This is a genomic window from Saccharopolyspora sp. NPDC050389 (genome assembly GCF_040655595.1).
In the GTDB taxonomy this organism is placed as follows: domain Bacteria; phylum Actinomycetota; class Actinomycetes; order Mycobacteriales; family Pseudonocardiaceae; genus Saccharopolyspora.
The window spans coordinates 1-15,808 of sequence record NZ_JBFAKG010000151.1; the positions used below are offsets into that span (position 1 = coordinate 1).

General features: G+C 67.9%; 15 protein-coding genes and 1 pseudogene. 7 read left to right on the plus strand and 9 right to left on the minus strand.

What is annotated here, in order from left to right; genetic code table 11:
* Positions 1-768: 768 nt before the first annotated feature.
* The gene (locus AB0I53_RS46880) at positions 769-1,866 is read left to right on the plus strand and encodes a helix-turn-helix transcriptional regulator (protein ID WP_358616964.1); all 1,098 of its coding nucleotides are present in this window, start codon (positions 769-771) and stop codon (positions 1,864-1,866) included.
* A 73-nt stretch (positions 1,867-1,939) separates the two neighbouring features.
* Here AB0I53_RS46880 and AB0I53_RS46885 read toward each other — a convergent pair whose 3' ends face one another.
* Positions 1,940-2,767 carry an enoyl-CoA hydratase family protein gene (locus AB0I53_RS46885; RefSeq protein ID WP_358616967.1) on the minus strand — a complete coding sequence of 276 codons (828 nt, stop codon included), beginning with the start codon at positions 2,765-2,767 and terminating at the stop codon, positions 1,940-1,942.
* A 174-nt stretch (positions 2,768-2,941) separates the two neighbouring features.
* Here AB0I53_RS46885 and AB0I53_RS46890 point away from each other — a divergent pair, with 174 nt between their 5' ends.
* Complete coding sequence (locus tag AB0I53_RS46890; protein ID WP_358616970.1) at positions 2,942-4,567, plus strand: AMP-binding protein; 1,626 nt, start codon at positions 2,942-2,944, stop codon at positions 4,565-4,567.
* 65 nt (positions 4,568-4,632) lie between these two features.
* Here the strand turns inward: AB0I53_RS46890 and kynU are convergent, their stop codons facing one another.
* The 3 genes from kynU to kynA are packed head-to-tail and all read right to left on the minus strand — an operon-like array spanning position 4,633 to position 7,785.
* Positions 4,633-5,874 carry a kynureninase gene (gene kynU, locus AB0I53_RS46895; protein ID WP_358616972.1) on the minus strand — a complete coding sequence of 414 codons (1,242 nt, stop codon included), beginning with the start codon at positions 5,872-5,874 and terminating at the stop codon, positions 4,633-4,635.
* Positions 5,875-5,900: 26 nt separating this feature from the next.
* A complete protein-coding gene (locus AB0I53_RS46900; RefSeq protein ID WP_358616975.1) occupies positions 5,901-6,923 on the minus strand; it encodes an amidohydrolase family protein in 1,023 nt (340 codons plus the stop codon).
* A 7-nt stretch (positions 6,924-6,930) separates the two neighbouring features.
* On the minus strand, positions 6,931-7,785 hold the full coding sequence (kynA, locus tag AB0I53_RS46905; RefSeq protein WP_358616977.1) for a tryptophan 2,3-dioxygenase: 855 nt from the start codon (positions 7,783-7,785) through the stop codon (positions 6,931-6,933).
* 146 nt (positions 7,786-7,931) lie between these two features.
* Here kynA and AB0I53_RS46910 point away from each other — a divergent pair, with 146 nt between their 5' ends.
* Complete coding sequence (locus tag AB0I53_RS46910) at positions 7,932-8,078, plus strand: hypothetical protein (protein WP_358616980.1); 147 nt, start codon at positions 7,932-7,934, stop codon at positions 8,076-8,078.
* Between the two features lie 59 nt (positions 8,079-8,137).
* Here the strand turns inward: AB0I53_RS46910 and AB0I53_RS46915 are convergent, their stop codons facing one another.
* The 3 genes from AB0I53_RS46915 to AB0I53_RS46925 form a co-directional block, all read right to left on the minus strand.
* Positions 8,138-8,794 carry a response regulator transcription factor gene (locus AB0I53_RS46915; RefSeq protein WP_358616982.1) on the minus strand — a complete coding sequence of 219 codons (657 nt, stop codon included), beginning with the start codon at positions 8,792-8,794 and terminating at the stop codon, positions 8,138-8,140.
* Positions 8,787-9,749, minus strand: a complete 963-nt coding sequence (locus tag AB0I53_RS46920; protein WP_358616984.1) for a sensor histidine kinase — start codon at positions 9,747-9,749, stop codon at positions 8,787-8,789. Before AB0I53_RS46920 ends, AB0I53_RS46915 begins: the two co-directional genes overlap by 8 nt.
* 274 nt (positions 9,750-10,023) lie before the next feature.
* Positions 10,024-10,368 carry a hypothetical protein gene (locus tag AB0I53_RS46925; RefSeq protein WP_358616987.1) on the minus strand — a complete coding sequence of 115 codons (345 nt, stop codon included), beginning with the start codon at positions 10,366-10,368 and terminating at the stop codon, positions 10,024-10,026.
* A 172-nt stretch (positions 10,369-10,540) separates the two neighbouring features.
* Between AB0I53_RS46925 and AB0I53_RS46930 the strand changes: the two genes are divergently transcribed.
* Positions 10,541-11,830, plus strand: a complete 1,290-nt coding sequence (locus AB0I53_RS46930; protein ID WP_358616990.1) for an ArsB/NhaD family transporter — start codon at positions 10,541-10,543, stop codon at positions 11,828-11,830.
* A gap of 70 nt (positions 11,831-11,900) precedes the next feature.
* Positions 11,901-12,764, plus strand: coding sequence for a CaiB/BaiF CoA-transferase family protein (locus AB0I53_RS46935; protein ID WP_358616993.1), 864 nt, complete (start codon positions 11,901-11,903; stop codon positions 12,762-12,764).
* Positions 12,765-13,010: 246 nt separating this feature from the next.
* On the opposite strand, the gene AB0I53_RS46940 is transcribed toward AB0I53_RS46935, so the two are convergent.
* Positions 13,011-13,655 carry a helix-turn-helix domain-containing protein gene (locus AB0I53_RS46940; protein WP_358616996.1) on the minus strand — a complete coding sequence of 215 codons (645 nt, stop codon included), beginning with the start codon at positions 13,653-13,655 and terminating at the stop codon, positions 13,011-13,013.
* A 125-nt stretch (positions 13,656-13,780) separates the two neighbouring features.
* Here AB0I53_RS46940 and AB0I53_RS46945 point away from each other — a divergent pair, with 125 nt between their 5' ends.
* Positions 13,781-14,992, plus strand: coding sequence for a cytochrome P450 (locus tag AB0I53_RS46945; protein ID WP_358616998.1), 1,212 nt, complete (start codon positions 13,781-13,783; stop codon positions 14,990-14,992).
* A 14-nt stretch (positions 14,993-15,006) separates the two neighbouring features.
* Positions 15,007-15,252 carry a hypothetical protein gene (locus tag AB0I53_RS46950; RefSeq protein ID WP_358617001.1) on the plus strand — a complete coding sequence of 82 codons (246 nt, stop codon included), beginning with the start codon at positions 15,007-15,009 and terminating at the stop codon, positions 15,250-15,252.
* A 76-nt stretch (positions 15,253-15,328) separates the two neighbouring features.
* On the opposite strand, the pseudogene AB0I53_RS46955 reads toward AB0I53_RS46950, so the two are convergent.
* Positions 15,329-15,808, minus strand: a pseudogene (locus AB0I53_RS46955) (L-asparagine permease); the annotation flags it as partial.

Genomic DNA, 15,808 nt, shown 5'->3' on the forward strand with positions numbered 1-15,808 from the left:
CCACCCACCGCTGATGATCACAGCAGCAGGCCAGCCAGCGTTCACGAGGTCCTGAGACACAAACTGTTCACGAGGTCCTGAGCGAGGACAGGTCGCTATGGCAGCCCAAAGTACTCACGACCCCGGACCTACCGGAACGCCGCTCCAGACCGTCATGTCGCGGGCACGCCACTCCCCTAGAGCGCTTGAATGCGCTGGATGATGCGATCTCGCATGCCCTCGTCGATCGAGGGCCAGCCGATCGACCTGTTGATCGACCAGACGCGATCGTCAGCGGTAGGCGTGTTGTCCGGCTCGGGATCAACGGGTGTGCCATCCGCCAGCGCAGGGGTTCATGGGCCCTTCATCTCCTTCAGGGCCTCGTTGCAATTCGGACAGGTCGGGGCGTGGATCCAGTCGAATTCGGAAGGCATGGCGAGGGCGAATGCCTTGCCGCAGACGGATGTCGCGGACGGGCCTGCGTCCGTGCTGGTGCCGAAGAACGCATGGCGAACCAGGCCGTAAGAACTCGTGTCGTCCGGAACTGGTCGCCAGAAGTAGCGCAGCCATGTCTACGTCGTTGCCATGGGAGTCCCATTCGCTGGTGTCGTTGCTTCGCGATGCTCTGTTGGTGCGGCAGTCCCCGCCGATCGGCCGGGGGGAGCACTTCCGGAGGGGACGCTGGAAGTGCGACGATCAGCGGGGACTGCCTGTAAGTAGTTTCGTCGGCACGGACAGTAAGCAGTAGGGTTTGGCTGTTCACAGGTGTTCACAGCGGGGGTAGGGCTGATGACGACGGGTGCGGACTTGCGGGCTGCCCGTGATGCTGCGGGGTTGAGCTTGTCCCGGATGGCGCAGCGCACGCACTTCACCAAGTCGTACTTGAGCATGGTCGAAACCGGGAAGCGGTCGGTGGCGCCGGATGTGGTCGACGCCTACGAGCAGGTGCTCGGCGTGCCGTTGCAGCCCGCTCCGAGTGATCCGTTGCGGATCGCCCATGAATGGCTCGTTGCGGAGTCGCCGATTGCCGTTCAATTCCGCTCCGGCCGACGGGTCGGCGATTCCTTGGCGGACGAGCTGGAAACCCGCGTGGTCGAGCTTCGTCATCTCGATGATGTGGTGAGTAGCCGGGATCTCTTGCCTGCCGTGTCGAAAGAACTGGGGGAAGCTGACAGGCTCGTGCGGTCGGCGAGCTTCTCGGAGCCAGTGGGCCGGCGTCTGTTCACGGCCGTTGGGGAACTGGCCCAGCTCGCTGGTTGGATCGCCAGCGATGCGGGTCGTTATGCCGAAGCGCAGCGGCTGTACATCTCCGGTGTGGGTGCGGCCGGCGAGGCGTCCGATCGCGTTCTTGGGGCCCAGTTGCTGTCGAGCTTGAGTTATCAGGTCGCGAACGTCGGGAACCCGCGCGATGCGGCCCTTTTGGCTCGGACTGCCGTGAAGGGTGCGGACGGGGCGACGCCGGTTGTTCGTGCACTGCTGCTCGAACGCGTGGCGTGGGCGTCGGTCAAGGCCAAAGACGTCCGTGGCACCTGGCGGGCGCTGGATGCCGTGAACGACTCATACGAACGACGAGATGGCGACGAATCCGAGCCGGAGTGGGTCTACTGGCTCAACCGATCCGAGATCGACGTCATGGCAGGCCGGTGCATGATCGAGCTGGGCCGGCCCAACGATGCCGAATCGCTCCTGTCGAACGCTGTCGCGAACTATCCCCCGGATCATGCCAGGGAGGTAGCGCTTTACCTTTCGTGGCTCGCTGAATCACACGCAAAAACCGGCGATCTGGACGCCGCCCGCGACGCTATCGGGAGGGCGCAGCACTACGCCGCAGCCATGCCCTCAGCCAGAACTGACGACCGGCTCCACGCGGTACGACAAATGCTTTGACCACCCTGCTCGGACCAACACGCGGTACGTGCAGAACTAGGCGGCGGACTACTGCCCAGCGCGGCTGCGATCGTCAGCGGCCCTGCCATTGCGGGGGGCGCTTGGCGTTGAAGGCGGCGTGGAACTCCGCGTAGTCCGCCGTTTTCATCAGCAGTGCTTGGGTTACCGCTTCTAGTTCCAGGGCTCCGGAGAGGCTCATGTCGAGTTCCCGGGTTAGCAGTTCCTTGGTCTGGGCGTAGCCCTGGAACGGGCCGGTGGCCAGGCGTCGGGCCAGTGCAGCCACCGCTTCTTCCAGCTCGTCGTCTTCGACGAGTTCGCTCACCAGGCCGTAGCGTTCCGCCTTCTCGGCGTTGATGGTGTCGCCGAGCATCAGCAGTTGGGTGGCGCGGCCGAGGCCGACCAGGCGGGGCAGCAGGTAGGCCGAGCCCATGTCGGCGCCGGAGAGGCCGACCTTGGTGAACAGGAAGGCGAACTTCGCCGAGCGGGAAGCGATGCGGAAGTCGGCCGCCAAGGCGATGACGGAGCCCGCGCCGGCGGCCATGCCGTGCAGCGCCACGATGATCGGGATCGGGCACTCCCGCATCGCCTTGATCACCGCGCCGGTCATCTTGGTGAACTCCAGCAGCCGGTCGGCATCCATCTTCAGCGTTTCGCCGATGATCTCGTTGACGTCGCCGCCGGAGCAGAACGCCCGCCCTTCGCCGCGCAGCACGAGCGCTCGCGTGTCGCCGCGCTGCGGTAGCTCGGTCAGCAGGTCGCGCAGATCCGCGTAGGCCTCGAAGGTGAGCGCGTTGAGCTTGTCCGGGCGGTCGAAGGTGACGGTGGCGATGCCGTCGGCGTGCTCGAAGCCGAAGTGCTTCCACTCGTCGGTGATGGGAACCGATCCGCGAAACGGGCTCATGAGGACGTCCTCCCTGGGCGTGCCGGATGCGGGGAGCGTATCACTGATTTTTGACCGCCGTCATCAATGCGACATGCTTGACGAAGAGTATGGCGAGATATTGACTGTCGTCACATCAAGTGAATACTTGGGGCAATTGCGTCGCCCCTGTCGTCGTCGGAGGGAGCGCTGCCGATGCAGCCCTCGTCGCACTTCTCGGTGTCCGGGCACGTCGACACGTTCTGCCGGGACAACCTGCCGCCGCGCGAGCAGTGGCCGCAATTCCGGTTCGAGCTGCCCGGACTGGCGTACCCGGAGCGCCTCAACTGCGCCGAAGTGCTGCTGGACGATGCGGTGGCGCAGTGGGGCCCGGATCGGCCGTGCCTGGTCACGCCGACCGAGCGGTGGACCTACGGGGAACTCCAGCGGCGCGCCAACCAGGTGGCGCAGGTGCTCGCCGAGGATTTCGGCCTGCGGCCGGGAAACCGGGTACTGCTGCGCGGCCCGAACAACCCGTGGCTGGTGGCGAGCTGGTTCGGCGTGCTCAAAGCCGGTTGCGTCGCGGTGACCACGATGCCGCTGCTGCGCTCCGGCGAGATCGGCCAGCTGATCGAGCTCACCCGACCCGCGCTGGCGCTCTGCGATCACCGCTTCGCCGTGGAACTCCACGACGCGACCCCCGAGATCACCACTGCGGCGTACGGCGTCGACTCGGACGGAAGCCTGGACCGCCGCTGCGCGGCGAAGAGCGGCCAGTTCACCGCGGTGCGGACAGCCGCCGACGATGTCGCGCTGCTCGCGCCGACCTCCGGAACGACCGGAAAACCCAAGGCCACCATGCACTTCCACCGCGATGTGCTGGCCAATGCGGACACCTTCGCCAAGCACGTGCTCAAGCCGAACGCCGACGACGTGTTCACCGGAACCCCGCCGCTGGGCTTCACCTTCGGGCTGGGCGGTCTGGTCGTGTTCCCGATGCGTGTCGGGGCGTCGTCGCTGCTGTTGGAGAAGGCGGGGCCGGACGCACTGGCCACTGCGATCGCCGAACACGGCGTCACGGTGTTGTTCACCGCGCCGACGGCCTACAAAGCACTGTTGTCGGCGGACCCGAGCGCAGATCTGACGACGCTGCGGCGCTGCGTGTCGGCCGGGGAACACCTGCCCGAGGAGGTGTGGGAGGCGTTCCACCGCCGGACCGGCATCAAGATCATCAACGGCATCGGCGGAACCGAACTGCTGCACATCTTCATCTCGGCCGCCGATGACGACATCCGGCCGGGCGCCACCGGCAAAGCCGTGCCCGGGTTCGAGGCGGCGGTCCTCGACGACGACGGCGAACCCGTGCCCGATGGTGCGGTGGGGCGCCTCGCGGTGCGCGGGCCGACCGGCTGCCGCTACCTCAACGACGCCCGGCAGCAGCAGTACGTCCAGCACGGCTGGAACATCACCGGCGACACCTACATCCGGGACGGCGACGGGTACTTCTGGTACCAGGCGCGCAACGACGACATGATCATTTCCGCGGGCTACAACATCGCCGGCCCCGAGGTGGAGGAGGCGCTGCTGGCGCACCCCGACGTGGTCGAAGCCGGGGTGGTGGCCGCGCCGGACGAGCAGCGCGGCTCGATCGTCAAGGCCTACGTGGTGCTGCGCGACGGACTGGTGGGAGACGCGGACAAGATCGCCGAGCTGCAGGACTTCGTCAAGCAGCGCATCGCGCCGTACAAGTACCCGAGGGCGATCGAGTTCCTGGAAGTCCTGCCCCGCACCAGCAATGGCAAGCTCCAGCGCTTCGTGCTCCGCGAGCGCGCCCGGGTCTGACCTGACGTCGCGGGCCGGGCCGGAGTTCTGGTTCGGATGCCCGCGATCGACTTCTCAATGAGCTGTCACGGCTTCCCGCGTTCGTCGAGGAGTTGGTGCAGCGCCGAGAGGCCGTTGTGGACTTCGGCGAAACTGGTGCTCAGCGGGGCGAGGCCGATGCGGATTCCGTCGGGCGCGCGGAAGTCGGGGATGACGCCGCGGTGCCAGAGCAGCTCGGTGACCTCCCGGAAGTCGGCTCGGCGCACCGTGATGTGGCCGCCGCGGCGCTCGGGTTCGCGCGGTGAGGCCAGCTGCACGCCCCGGTCGAACAGCCACGCCTCCGCCAGTTCGAGGGCGTACTCGGTCAGCAGCGACGACTTCGCGCGGACCGCTTCGATCCCCGCTTCTTCGAGCATGTCCAGGCCGCTGAGCAGCGGGAGCATCCCCAGGATCGGGGGCGTGCCGCTGAGCAGCCCGCGAATGCCGTCGGCGGGTTGGTAACCGGGGCCCATCGCGAACGGCTGGTCATGTCCCATCCAGCCCCAGATCGGCTGCTGCGCGTGTCCGTGATGGCGCCGGTTGACGTAGCCGAAGGCGGGAGATCCGGGCCCGCCGTTGAGGTATTTGTAGGTGCAGCCGACGGCGAAGTCGGCGTCCCAAGCGTCGAGGTGCACGGGTACCGAACCGACCGAATGGCAGAGGTCCCACAGCACCAGCGCGCCCGCTCGGTGTGCCGTGCGGGTGATGGCTTCGGCGTCGGCCAGGTACCCGGAGCGGTATGCGACGTGGCTGAACACGACCAACGCGGTGTCCGGGCCGACCGCTTCGGCGACCTGTTCGTCGGTGATGCCCGCCGCCGGATCGGTTTCGATCCACTTGAGGACCAGGTCGCGTTCGGCGGCGATGCCTTCCATGACGTAGCGGTCGGTGGGGAAGTTGTCCGTGTCGAGTACGATTTCGCGCCGGCCGGGCCGGGCGGCGACCGCGGCGCGGGCGAGCTTGTAGAGCATGACGGTGGTGGAGTCGGCCACGACGACCTGGCCGGGTGCGGCGCCGAGCGCGGCCTGGCCGAGGCGGTCGCCGACCGCTTCCGGCCAGTCGAGCCATTCGTCGGTCCACCCCCGGATCAGGCGTTGCCCCCACTGCTGCTGGATGAACCGGTCCATGCGCTCGGGGATCGCGCGGGCGGGTCGCCCCAGGGAGTTGCCGTCGAGGTAGGCGACGACGTCCGCGCCGTCGGGGGTCAGGAACCGCTCCTGGAAGCCGCGCAGCGGATCGGCTTCATCCAGCGCGTGCGCTTTCTCCAGGAGGTCGGTGCGATCGGGCATGCGTTCTTCCTCCGTTGGCGGTCGAGTCAGGACGTCGGGGCCGGGTCGAGAACTCGGGCGGTGCGCAGGGAAGCGGCGAACCGGGATGACGGGCGATCGAGGCCGCTCGGTACCCAGCAGGGCGGTATCGCGGCGTCGAGATCGGTCATCGCAGTGAGCACGTCTTCGGGTGCGAGGCCGGCGGTTTGCAGTGCGGCGATCTCTCGCGGGTTGACGCCCATCGGCAGCGGCCCGTTGCCGAGATCGGTTCCATAGTAGATGGTTCCGCCGAGGTGGAAGAACCTGCGCAGGTTGTCGATCGCGGTGCGCAGCTCGACCGCGTCGGCCCCGTATCCGTGGATGTCGAGCGTGCTGATCCAGCTCATTCGCTGTGCCACGTCGGTCAGCAGCCGGTCGTCGATGCGCTCGGTCCAAGGCGTGTGCGCGAGCCCGTCGACGCCTGCTTCGTAGGCGTCGCGGACGGTGTTGTCGCCCTCGGCGTGGGCGATGACGGGCAGCCCGATGTCGTGCGCCGTGGAGACGATTGCTTCCAGCACGCGTGCGGGGAGCGTGGGCCCCGCGTCGGGATGCAGGACGACCTTGATGGCCCGAACGCCGAACCGGTGTTGCTCACCCACGGCGGATTCGGCGTCGGCCACCGAACGCACCTCCCGGAAGCTGCCGGGCGGCGCCCAGGATCGATCGCTGGGATATCCACCCGGCGCGGTCAGGAAGGCTCCGACCGCCCGGATCTGCGGCAACTTCGGATCGTCGGCGGCCAGCAGTTCCGCGATCAGGGCGGGAACGCTGCCCAGGTCGTCGACCTGCGCGATGCCGCCGGCGCGGACGGCACGGAGGTCAACCAGGCCCGAGTGCACGTGGGCGTCGCGCAGCCCGGGTAGCAGAGTGCCTTCGACGTGCCGGACCGGTGCGCCTCGCGGCACCGACGAGGGCGGCAGCGGCCCGGTACCGACCGGACGGCCACGCCGCAGGCGCACCGCGCACCGGTCGAACCACCGCCCCCACCAGGCGGAATCGGCGATCACCCAGTCGTCTTCGTCGCTCGGCATCGCGCGTCTACCGGGTGATCTCGGTGCGCACCGCGTACAGCTCGGGGAAGAAGGTCAGATCCAGGGCGTCGCGGAGGAAGGACACGCCGCTGGACCCACCTGTGCCCCGCTTGAACCCGATCGTGCGCTGCACGGTCTTGAGGTGCCGGAAGCGCCAGAACTGGAAGTTCTCCTCCAGATCCACGAGTTCCTCGCAGGCTTCGTAGACTTCCCAGTTCTCCGCCACCGACTCGTAGACCTTCCGGAAGACCGGCACGAGCTCGGGCGCGTAGGTGTGCGCGCGGCTGACGTCGCGCTTCAGCAGCGGGGCGGGGATCTGGTACCCGCGCCGGGCGAGGTGCCGAAGGAACTCGTCGTAGACGCTGGGTTGTTCGAGCAGCCCGGACAGCAGCGCGTGGGCGTGCTCGTCGTGGCGGAACACCTCCAGCATCTCGGGGTTCTTGTTGCCGAGGATGAACTCCACGGCGCGGTACTGGTAGGACTGGAATCCTGATGACCTGCCGAGGAATCCGCGGAACTGCACGAATTCCGACGGTGTCAGGGTCGCCAGCACCGACCACTGCTCGGTGAGGGTGTGCTGGATGTGCTTGACCCTGGCCAGTCCCTTGAGCGCGGGTTGCAACCGGTCGCCTGCCAGGTGCTCGCGCGCCGTCCGCAGTTCGTGCAGCACGAGCTTGAGCCACAGCTCCGCCGCCTGGTGCTGGATGATGAACAACAGCTCGTCGTGGTGCTCGGGTTCGCTGACGGGCTGCTGGGCGCCGAGCAACTGGTCGAGGTTCAGGTACTGGCCGTAGGACATGGTGGTGCCGAAATCCCTGACCACATCTTCCTCGATGGGACGGGTGTTCGTCGCATCGACCATCGATTCTCCTCACGCTCCGCCCGAGCAGGCGGAGCCGACGCGGGTCCATGTCGAATTCTATGCGAACGTCACGAACGAGCAATAGTCAACGGCGGGAGCGCCTGGAACGGGCTTACCTGCCACGCGGCCCTCGGGATTCGTCCACTGTGGATCTTGCTGGTGGGGCGCGGCACGTGTCGTTCGTCCCGCCGATGGGGCCCGATTCGACCGAGGCGGTCGCGTTGCTGGGCAAGGAGGTCCCGCCGGTCCTGCGGTCCTCGTTCGGCAGCACGCGCGAGGGCGGTGACGTGTGATCGCCCTGCTGCGTGCAAGATCTCCCGGCCGGGAATGCCGGGTCGGCGGTGAGGGCGGGTTACGGCTCGATCAGTCCGGTTCGGATGGCGTAGCGGGTGAGTTCGAGGCGGTCCCGCAGCCCGAGCTTCTGCAGGAGGTTGGCTCGGTGTCGCTCGACCGTTTTGGTGCTGATGACGAGCAGGTCGGCGATTTCCTTCGACGAGTGGCCTTCGGCGACGAGTTTGAGGATCTCCTCCTCGCGACGAGTGATGGTCTTGGCGGTCGGCTCGCCGTCGCCCGCGTGGTCGAGGTAGTTGCGGATGAGTGCGGTGATCGCGCCGGGGTAGAGGAAGGGCTCGCCTCGCATGGCGGCGCGGCACGCTTCGACCAGATCCCGATCTGCGACGGATTTCAGGACGTATCCGGATGCGCCGGCTTTCAGCGCCTCGAAGAAGTACTGCTCGTTGTCGTACATGGTCAGGATGAGGATCCGCAGATCGGGTTGGAGGCTGGAGAGCTGGACGGCCGCCTGCAAACCCGTCAGCCGGGGCATGGCGATGTCGAGGATGGCGAGGTCGGGTTCGTCGGTTCGGGCTTTCTCGATCGCCTCCGCACCATCGCCGGCCTCGGCGACGACGACCAGGTCTGGTTCGTTGTCGAGGATCAGCCGGACCCCGCGGCGGACCAGTGCGTGATCGTCGGCGAGCAGGATGCGGGTCTTGGTCGCGTCAGGCATGCTCGGCCGCTTTCGTCGGGGCGGGTACGCGCAGGCGTACTTCGGTACCGCCCCCGGAGCCGGGTCCGAGGGTGAGTTCGGCGCCGATGAGCAGCGCCCGTTCGCGCATGCCCCGGATGCCGGCACCTTCGGGGGCGTTGCCGGGCCCGCGTCCGTTGTCGCGGATAGAGAGCTCCACTCCGGTCGGGCTGCGCGTCAGCGCGACGTCGAGGCGGGTGGCGTGGGCGTGGCGGACCGTGTTGGTGAGGCTCTCCTGCGCGACGCGGTAGAGGACCAGTTCGGCGGCGCCGGCCAAGTCGGGCAGGTCGTTGTCGAGGTGGCAGCGGGCGGTCAGTCCGGTGTGCGGCGGGACCTCGGTGGTGAGCGCCTTGAGCGCGCTGGCCAGTCCGAGTTCTTCCAGGACGCCGGGGCGCAGTCGGCGGGCGATGCGGCGGATCTCGTCCAGGCTGCCGCGGGTGGTTTCCTGGACCTGGTGCAACGCGGTCGCGACCGGGCCGGGTGCTTGGTCCGCGACCCGCTTGAGTTCGAGCAGGACCGCGGTGAGGGTTTGACCCACTTCGTCGTGGAGTTCCTGGGCGATGCGGTGGCGCTCTGCTTCCTGCGCGGACAGGGCCACGCCGCTGCTGGTGGCGCGCTCGTCCTCAAGCCGGTCGAGCATGGTGTTGAACGTTGCGATCAAGTCGGCGATCTCGCCGTGCCCGGTGACCGCGGGACGGGAGCCCGGTCGCAGCGGGTCGATCGTGGTCATCACCCGAGCGAGCCGCTGCAGCGGCGCCAGCCCGATCCGGAGCATGATCGCGTTGACGACCAGCATCGCGGCGAGCCCGGCGGCGAGGATCAACGCCTCGGTGACGAAGAACGGGGTGGAGACGGTCGCCGGTCCCAGCAGGAGTAGCGCGGTGCCCGCTACGAGTACCGCGGCGTTGAGTAGGAAAAGCCGCCAGAACAGAGACACGTCGGCCTCCTCACCTCGCTGCCCCCACTATCGCTCACCTTCGCGCGCTCGTCGTGCTCGACCAACCGGCCTTCCCGGCGCCCGCTGCCTCCGTGCCTCCTGGTTCGCCAGCTTGTCGATAGCTCGGTGCCGCTGTCCATCCGGGCGCTCACTCACATCGAGCAGTGCGGCGGGAGGTTGCTCGGTCCTGAGTGCAGGATCGCTACCCCGGGAAATGGGTGGCAGCCCGGATAGCCACCAGGCGGGTGACCGGCGAGCCTCTGAACGTAACCACCTAGCCACGTTGCGTCACCTTGGCGAAAAAGCGTTCGGCGGGGAAGGAGTAGCCATGGCACCCGTCGGTCCGCAGCAGCCCAGAGCCCCCACGATGCGGGCGGGCGTGCAGCCTTCCCCGGTGCTGGAAGCGCTCCACCCGAGCGCGGCGGCGCAGTGCCGCCGGCGAATGGCCGATTGGGTTGTGCTGGTGATCGCGCTCGGAGCAATCGGGGTGGGTCTTGCCCTCGGGCACGCCCTGCTGCTCGCGGGCGGCCTCGTTCTCGCGGCCTCCACCAGGCACCTCGTCCGGTGGCCGCACGGTGCCATCCGGCGCCGCAAGCGGCTCGCCAGCCTTGACGATCATTGTCCGGCGGTGACTCCGTGGTACATGTCGACGCCTTCCTCACGTTCACCGGTGTCAAGCCGGCCATCGCGATTCTTGTCCGCCCCGGTCACAGCATCGCGACGGCACCGGAGTGGCGCGTTGCCGCCGGCATCCCGATTGAGCGGTCAGCCCTTGCCGGGGAGAGATGGCCGTGACCACCGCCCTGACGGTGATCGTCTTTCTGGTCGCGTTCGTGCTGATCGCCACCGAACGCGTCCACCGGGTGGCCGCCGCGCTCGGCGGTGTCGCCGTCATGGTGCTGCTCGGCGTCGTCGATTCCCACAGCGCGTTCTTCAACGAGAAGACCGGCGTCGACTGGAACGTGATCTTCCTGCTGCTGGGGATGATGATCACGGTCGGCGTGCTGAAGCACACCGGCGTCTTCGACTACCTCGCCATCTGGGCGGCGAAGAGAAGCCGCGGCCGATCCTTCCGGCTGATGGTCATCCTGGTGCTGCTGACCGCCGTCGTCTCGGCGTTCCTCGACAGCGTCACGGTCATGCTCCTGGTCGCCCCGGTCACCCTCGCGGTCTGCCAACGGCTCCGGCTGCCGGTGGTTCCCTTCCTGATCGCCGAGGTGCTGGCCGCGAACATCGGCGGCACCGCCACCCTGATCGGCGACCCGCCGAACATCATGATCGGCAGCCGGGCCGGGTTGTCCTTCGCGGACTTCCTGCTCAATCTCGCGCCCATCACCGTCGTCCTGCTCGCCGTGTTCATCGCGATGTGCCGCGTGCTGTTCCGAAAGGCCTTCCTCGACGCGGAGGAACACATGGCCGAGGTCATGGAGCTGGACGGCAAGGAGACCATTCACGATCACCACCTGCTTCGGCGTTGCCTGATCGTCACCGGGGCGGTGGTGATCGCGTTCATCCTGCACGGCGCGATCGGAATCGATCCCGCCTTCGTGGGCCTGCTCGGCGCCGGGCTCATGGTGCTCGTCTCGGGCACCACCGCCAAGCAGTTCCTCCAGGAAGTCGACTGGTCCACGCTCGTGTTCTTCATGGGGCTGTTCGTCATGGTGGGTGGATTGGTCGACGTCGGCGTGGTCGACACCCTGGGACGCGCCGCGATCGACCTGGTCGGCGACGACTACCTCCTGGCCGCGGTGGGGCTCCTCGTCGGTTCCGCGGTCGTCGGCGGCATGATCGACACCATTCCCTTCGTGGCCACCACGATGCCCATCGTCGAGGAACTGGTGGCCACCGTGCCCGATCCGGGGACCAGCCGAGCGCTGTGGTGGTCACTCGCCCTCGGCGCGGACCTCGGTGGCAACGCCACTGCGATCGGCGCCAGCGCCAATGTGGTCGCCATCGGCTGGGCGGCGCGTAGCGGCCACCCGATCAGCTTCTGGGAATTCACCAAGTACGGCCTCGCCGTCACCTCGGTGACCATCGCCTTGTCCGTCCTCTACGTCTGGCTGAGGTACTTCGCGTTGTAGAAGCCGCATCAGAGCACCACGGATCGTGCATGGTTTCAAGATGAACATTTCAAATTGCGCATAATATATGATGCGAGCCTTTCGCGGGCTGGCCGGTCAGATCCGCAGCAGGGCGGCGAACTCGGTCACCGGGTTCGGGTCCACCGGCCCGCTGGCGAACCGGCCCGCCTACGACACGATCGGCCACGCGTTCGGCGGGCTCTACTCGCTGTTCAGCGACGAGAGCCACCCGCAGCTCGCTGGCGGGTTGAGCGCCGACCTCGTCACCGGGCTGACCACGGCCACCGGAGTGCTGGCCGCGCTGGTGGGACGGCTCAAGACCGGCTCGCCGCAGCGGATGGAGACCTCGATCATGGAGGCGGTCAGCGTGCTGACCACCGACGGCATCACGCAGGCCTTCGAGCTCGGCCGCGACCCCGGCCGCACGAGCCGGCACCCGCAGGCGCAGAACTTCTGCGTGCCGACCTCCATCGGCGAGTACCTGGCGGTGCACCTGTCGTCCTCGCAGAAGTTCTGGCAGTCGCGGTGCCGCGCGATGGACCGGATGGACCTCGCCGAGGATCCCCGGTTCGCCGAGTACCGCCGGCGCGAGTCGAACTACTTCGAACTGGTGCCGATCGTCGAGGCGGTGTTCGCCGCCAAGGAGCACTGGGAGCGCGTGCTCACCGAGAACGACGTTCCGTTCGCGCCGGTGCTGTCGATGAACGGCTACCTCGACCACGAGCAGGTGCAGCACCTGAAGCTCGTCGACCGGCAGCCCGACGGCCTGGCGTTGCTCAACCCGCCGTGGACCTTCGACGGCGAGCGTCCCGACCGGTCCAACCTGGCGCCCAAGGTCGGCGCCGACTCCCGCGCCGTCGCAAGCGAAGTGCTGTCGGACGAGGAGGTCGAGAAGCTGCTCGCGACCGGCGTGCTGTATGCCGACGAGTCCTGACACCTTCTTCCCGGTGGGCTGGGGCTGTTTGATCAGCAAGGATGAACAAACGAGCCCCGCAGGATCGAACTACGTCGTACCGCACTGAATTCCCGGGAGTTTCTCGGCTTTTCTCGTCTGATGTCCCTTGTGGATGATAAAGATAGCGCCGCGCCGACGCCGGTAGTACTTCCTGGATGACCTTGCGACGTGACCGGGCACTGGGAGCGCGTTCGGTGTCGCTGGGCCGGCCTGAGCGCCGGCCGGCTAGCGGCGAGCGGGCACCCGCGTGATGAGGCGGAGGGCATCGGCGAGGCGCTCACGATGTTCGCTGAGGGTTTCAGGGGAAATTCCCTCGGCGGCAACGGAAACGAGGTGATCGGTCGCCGCGCGCAGCGCCGCGTTCGTGGCGGCGGCCTGCATGCGGACTTCGAGCGCGTTGGCCGGCATGCCCATGCGCTCGGCGAGCACGTCGGCGAAGGCGGACTCGGCGCGCTCCCGTAGCACGAGGTAGGCGGCGCGCAGCACGGGCTCGTCGTGTGTCATGCGGACCACGGCGAGGACCGCCTCGACGTCGGAGCCGGAGGAGTCGAGCACGGGCGTGTAGGCCGCGCGCAGGTGCTCGGCCAGCTCCAGTTCGGTCGGCCAGGTGCGCAGGACCGCCTGGAAAGCGTCGATCGTCTTCGTCAGCAGCGGTTCGACGCAGCTTTCCTTGCTGCGGAAGTAGCGCCACAGCGTGCGCTCGGAGACCCCGGCGGCCTTAGCGATCTGCTCACCCGATGTCGCGGCCACGCCCTGCTCGCGGAACAGCCGCACCGCGTGGCGGGAGATGTCGAGCCGTTGCTGTTCGCGTTGCTGGTCGCTCACCGGTGGCCGCCCGCGGCGGGTCTTGCGGTCGTGTCGCTCAACCACGGGCACCTCCACCAGCGGATCGAGGGTTGGGCGTTGACGCACCCTAACCGACTCAAACATTCTTGGCAGTGACTGCCAATAATAAGTAGGGTTCACGGTGCCGCGAGACACCACGGGAGGAAGTCATGAGCGTTACCGCCGAGCGCCTGAAGTTGCCCTTCGAGAGGCCGAACGTGCTTGATCTCGCACCGCTGTACGAGGTGCTGCGCCGAGAAGCGCCGGTCACGCCGGTCACCACTCCCGCCGGTGACCCGGCATGGCTGGTCACGCGCTTCGACGAGGTCCGCGCGCTGCTCGGCGACAAGCGGCTCGGGCGGTCCCACCCGGAGCCGGAGCGGGCATCGCGCATCACGACCGCCGCGGTGCAGGACGGCCCCACGGGCAACTACGAGACCGAAGAAGCCGACCACACGCGGATGCGCCGACTGCTGACCCCGGCGTTTTCGGCCAAGCGGATGCGGATGCTCACCGATCACGTGCAAGGCCTGGTCGACGGCTACATCGACCAGCTGATCGCCGAGCACGGCGCCGCACCCGACGGGATCGTCGACCTGCACGCCGGGCTCGCCTTCCCGCTGCCGGTCGCGGTCATCTGCCAGCTGCTGGGAGTGCCCGAGAGCGACCGCGAGCACTTCCGGTCGCTCTCCGATCGCATGGCCAGCTACACCAGCGGCGACGACGCCCACCAGGCGCGGGCCGAGTTCGGCCGGTACATGGCGGGGCTGGCGGAGGGCAAACGCGCCGAGCCGGGCGAGGACGTGATCTCCGACCTCGTGCGCGCCCAGAGCGCCGACGAGGAGTTCGACTACGACGAGATGGTCCGCCTGTGCGTCGGGCTGCTCTTCGCCGGGCACGAGACCACGGTCAACCGCATCGGGCTGGGCATCCTGTTCCTGCTCACCCGCCCCGATCAGTGGCAGTCGCTGACCGCCGACCCCGCCGGCCGGGTCAATGCCACGGTCGAGGAGATCATGCGCCTGGGAGCCCCGGGCGACCTCGGACTGCTGCGCTACGCCCACACCGACCTCGACGTCGCCGGCGTCACCATCCACCGCGGCGATGCCGTCATCCTGTCCATCAACGCCGCGAACCGGGACCAGTCCGCCTACGCCGACGCCGAGACCTTCGACCCCGACCGCGAGGAACGCGCCCACCTCGGGTTCGGGCACGGCTCGCACTTCTGCATCGGCGCCAGCCTCGCCCGCACCGAACTGCGGATCGTCTTCGCCGCCCTCGCCCAGCGCCTCCCCGGCCTGCGCCTGGCCAAGGACATCGACGACCTGGAAGTCCGCACCACCATCACCGGCGGCGTCACCGAACTACCCGTGACCTGGTAGCCGCACACCGACCGATGAAGGCGACCGTCGCCTTCTACAGCCTGGGCGGTGTGCTCGCACCGTTGTTGATGGGCTGGATCGTCGGTGCCACCGAGGAACCTCGGCTCGGGTACTCGCAGGGCTTCCTCTGGATGGGCGCCGCGATGTGCTTGGGTGCGGTCCTGCTGGCCCCGTGGATCAGGCCAGAACGCGACGCGGCGCGCCTCAGGAGGCTGGCAGAGCGCGACGAGCCAGGACCGGCGGCTTCACCTCGGTCGTAGGCGTTTCCCGGTCCGGTCCCCCGAACGTGAAAAGCGGGAGCGGTCAGTGCCCGCTCCCGCTTTTCGCTTCCGTTGTTCAGTTCTTTTCGTCGAGTGCTGTGGTGGTGTCCACGCGTTTGCGGACGGCGAACCAGCCGATCACCAGCACGACGACCAGCACCGGCACGCACAGCAGCGTCAGCCGCCCGGCCGGGACGTCGAACCACATCAGCACCACCACCGACGCCAGGAACACCAAGGTGACGATCTGCGTGACCGGCGAACCCGGCAGCCGGTAGGACGGCCGCTCCACCGCGCCCGACTTCGCCTTGCGCACGAACAGCAGGTGACACAGCACGATCATGGACCAGGTCGTGATGATCGCGACTGCGGCGAAGTTCAGCACGATCTCGAACGCATCTCCGGGCACCACGATGTTGAGGCCGACACCGAGCACGCACACCGCGCCGGTGAGCAGGATGCCGCCGTAGGGCACCTGGCTGCGGTTCATCAGGCCGGTGAACTTCGGCGCCGACCCGGCCGCCGACATCGACCGCAGGATCCGGCCGGTGGAGTA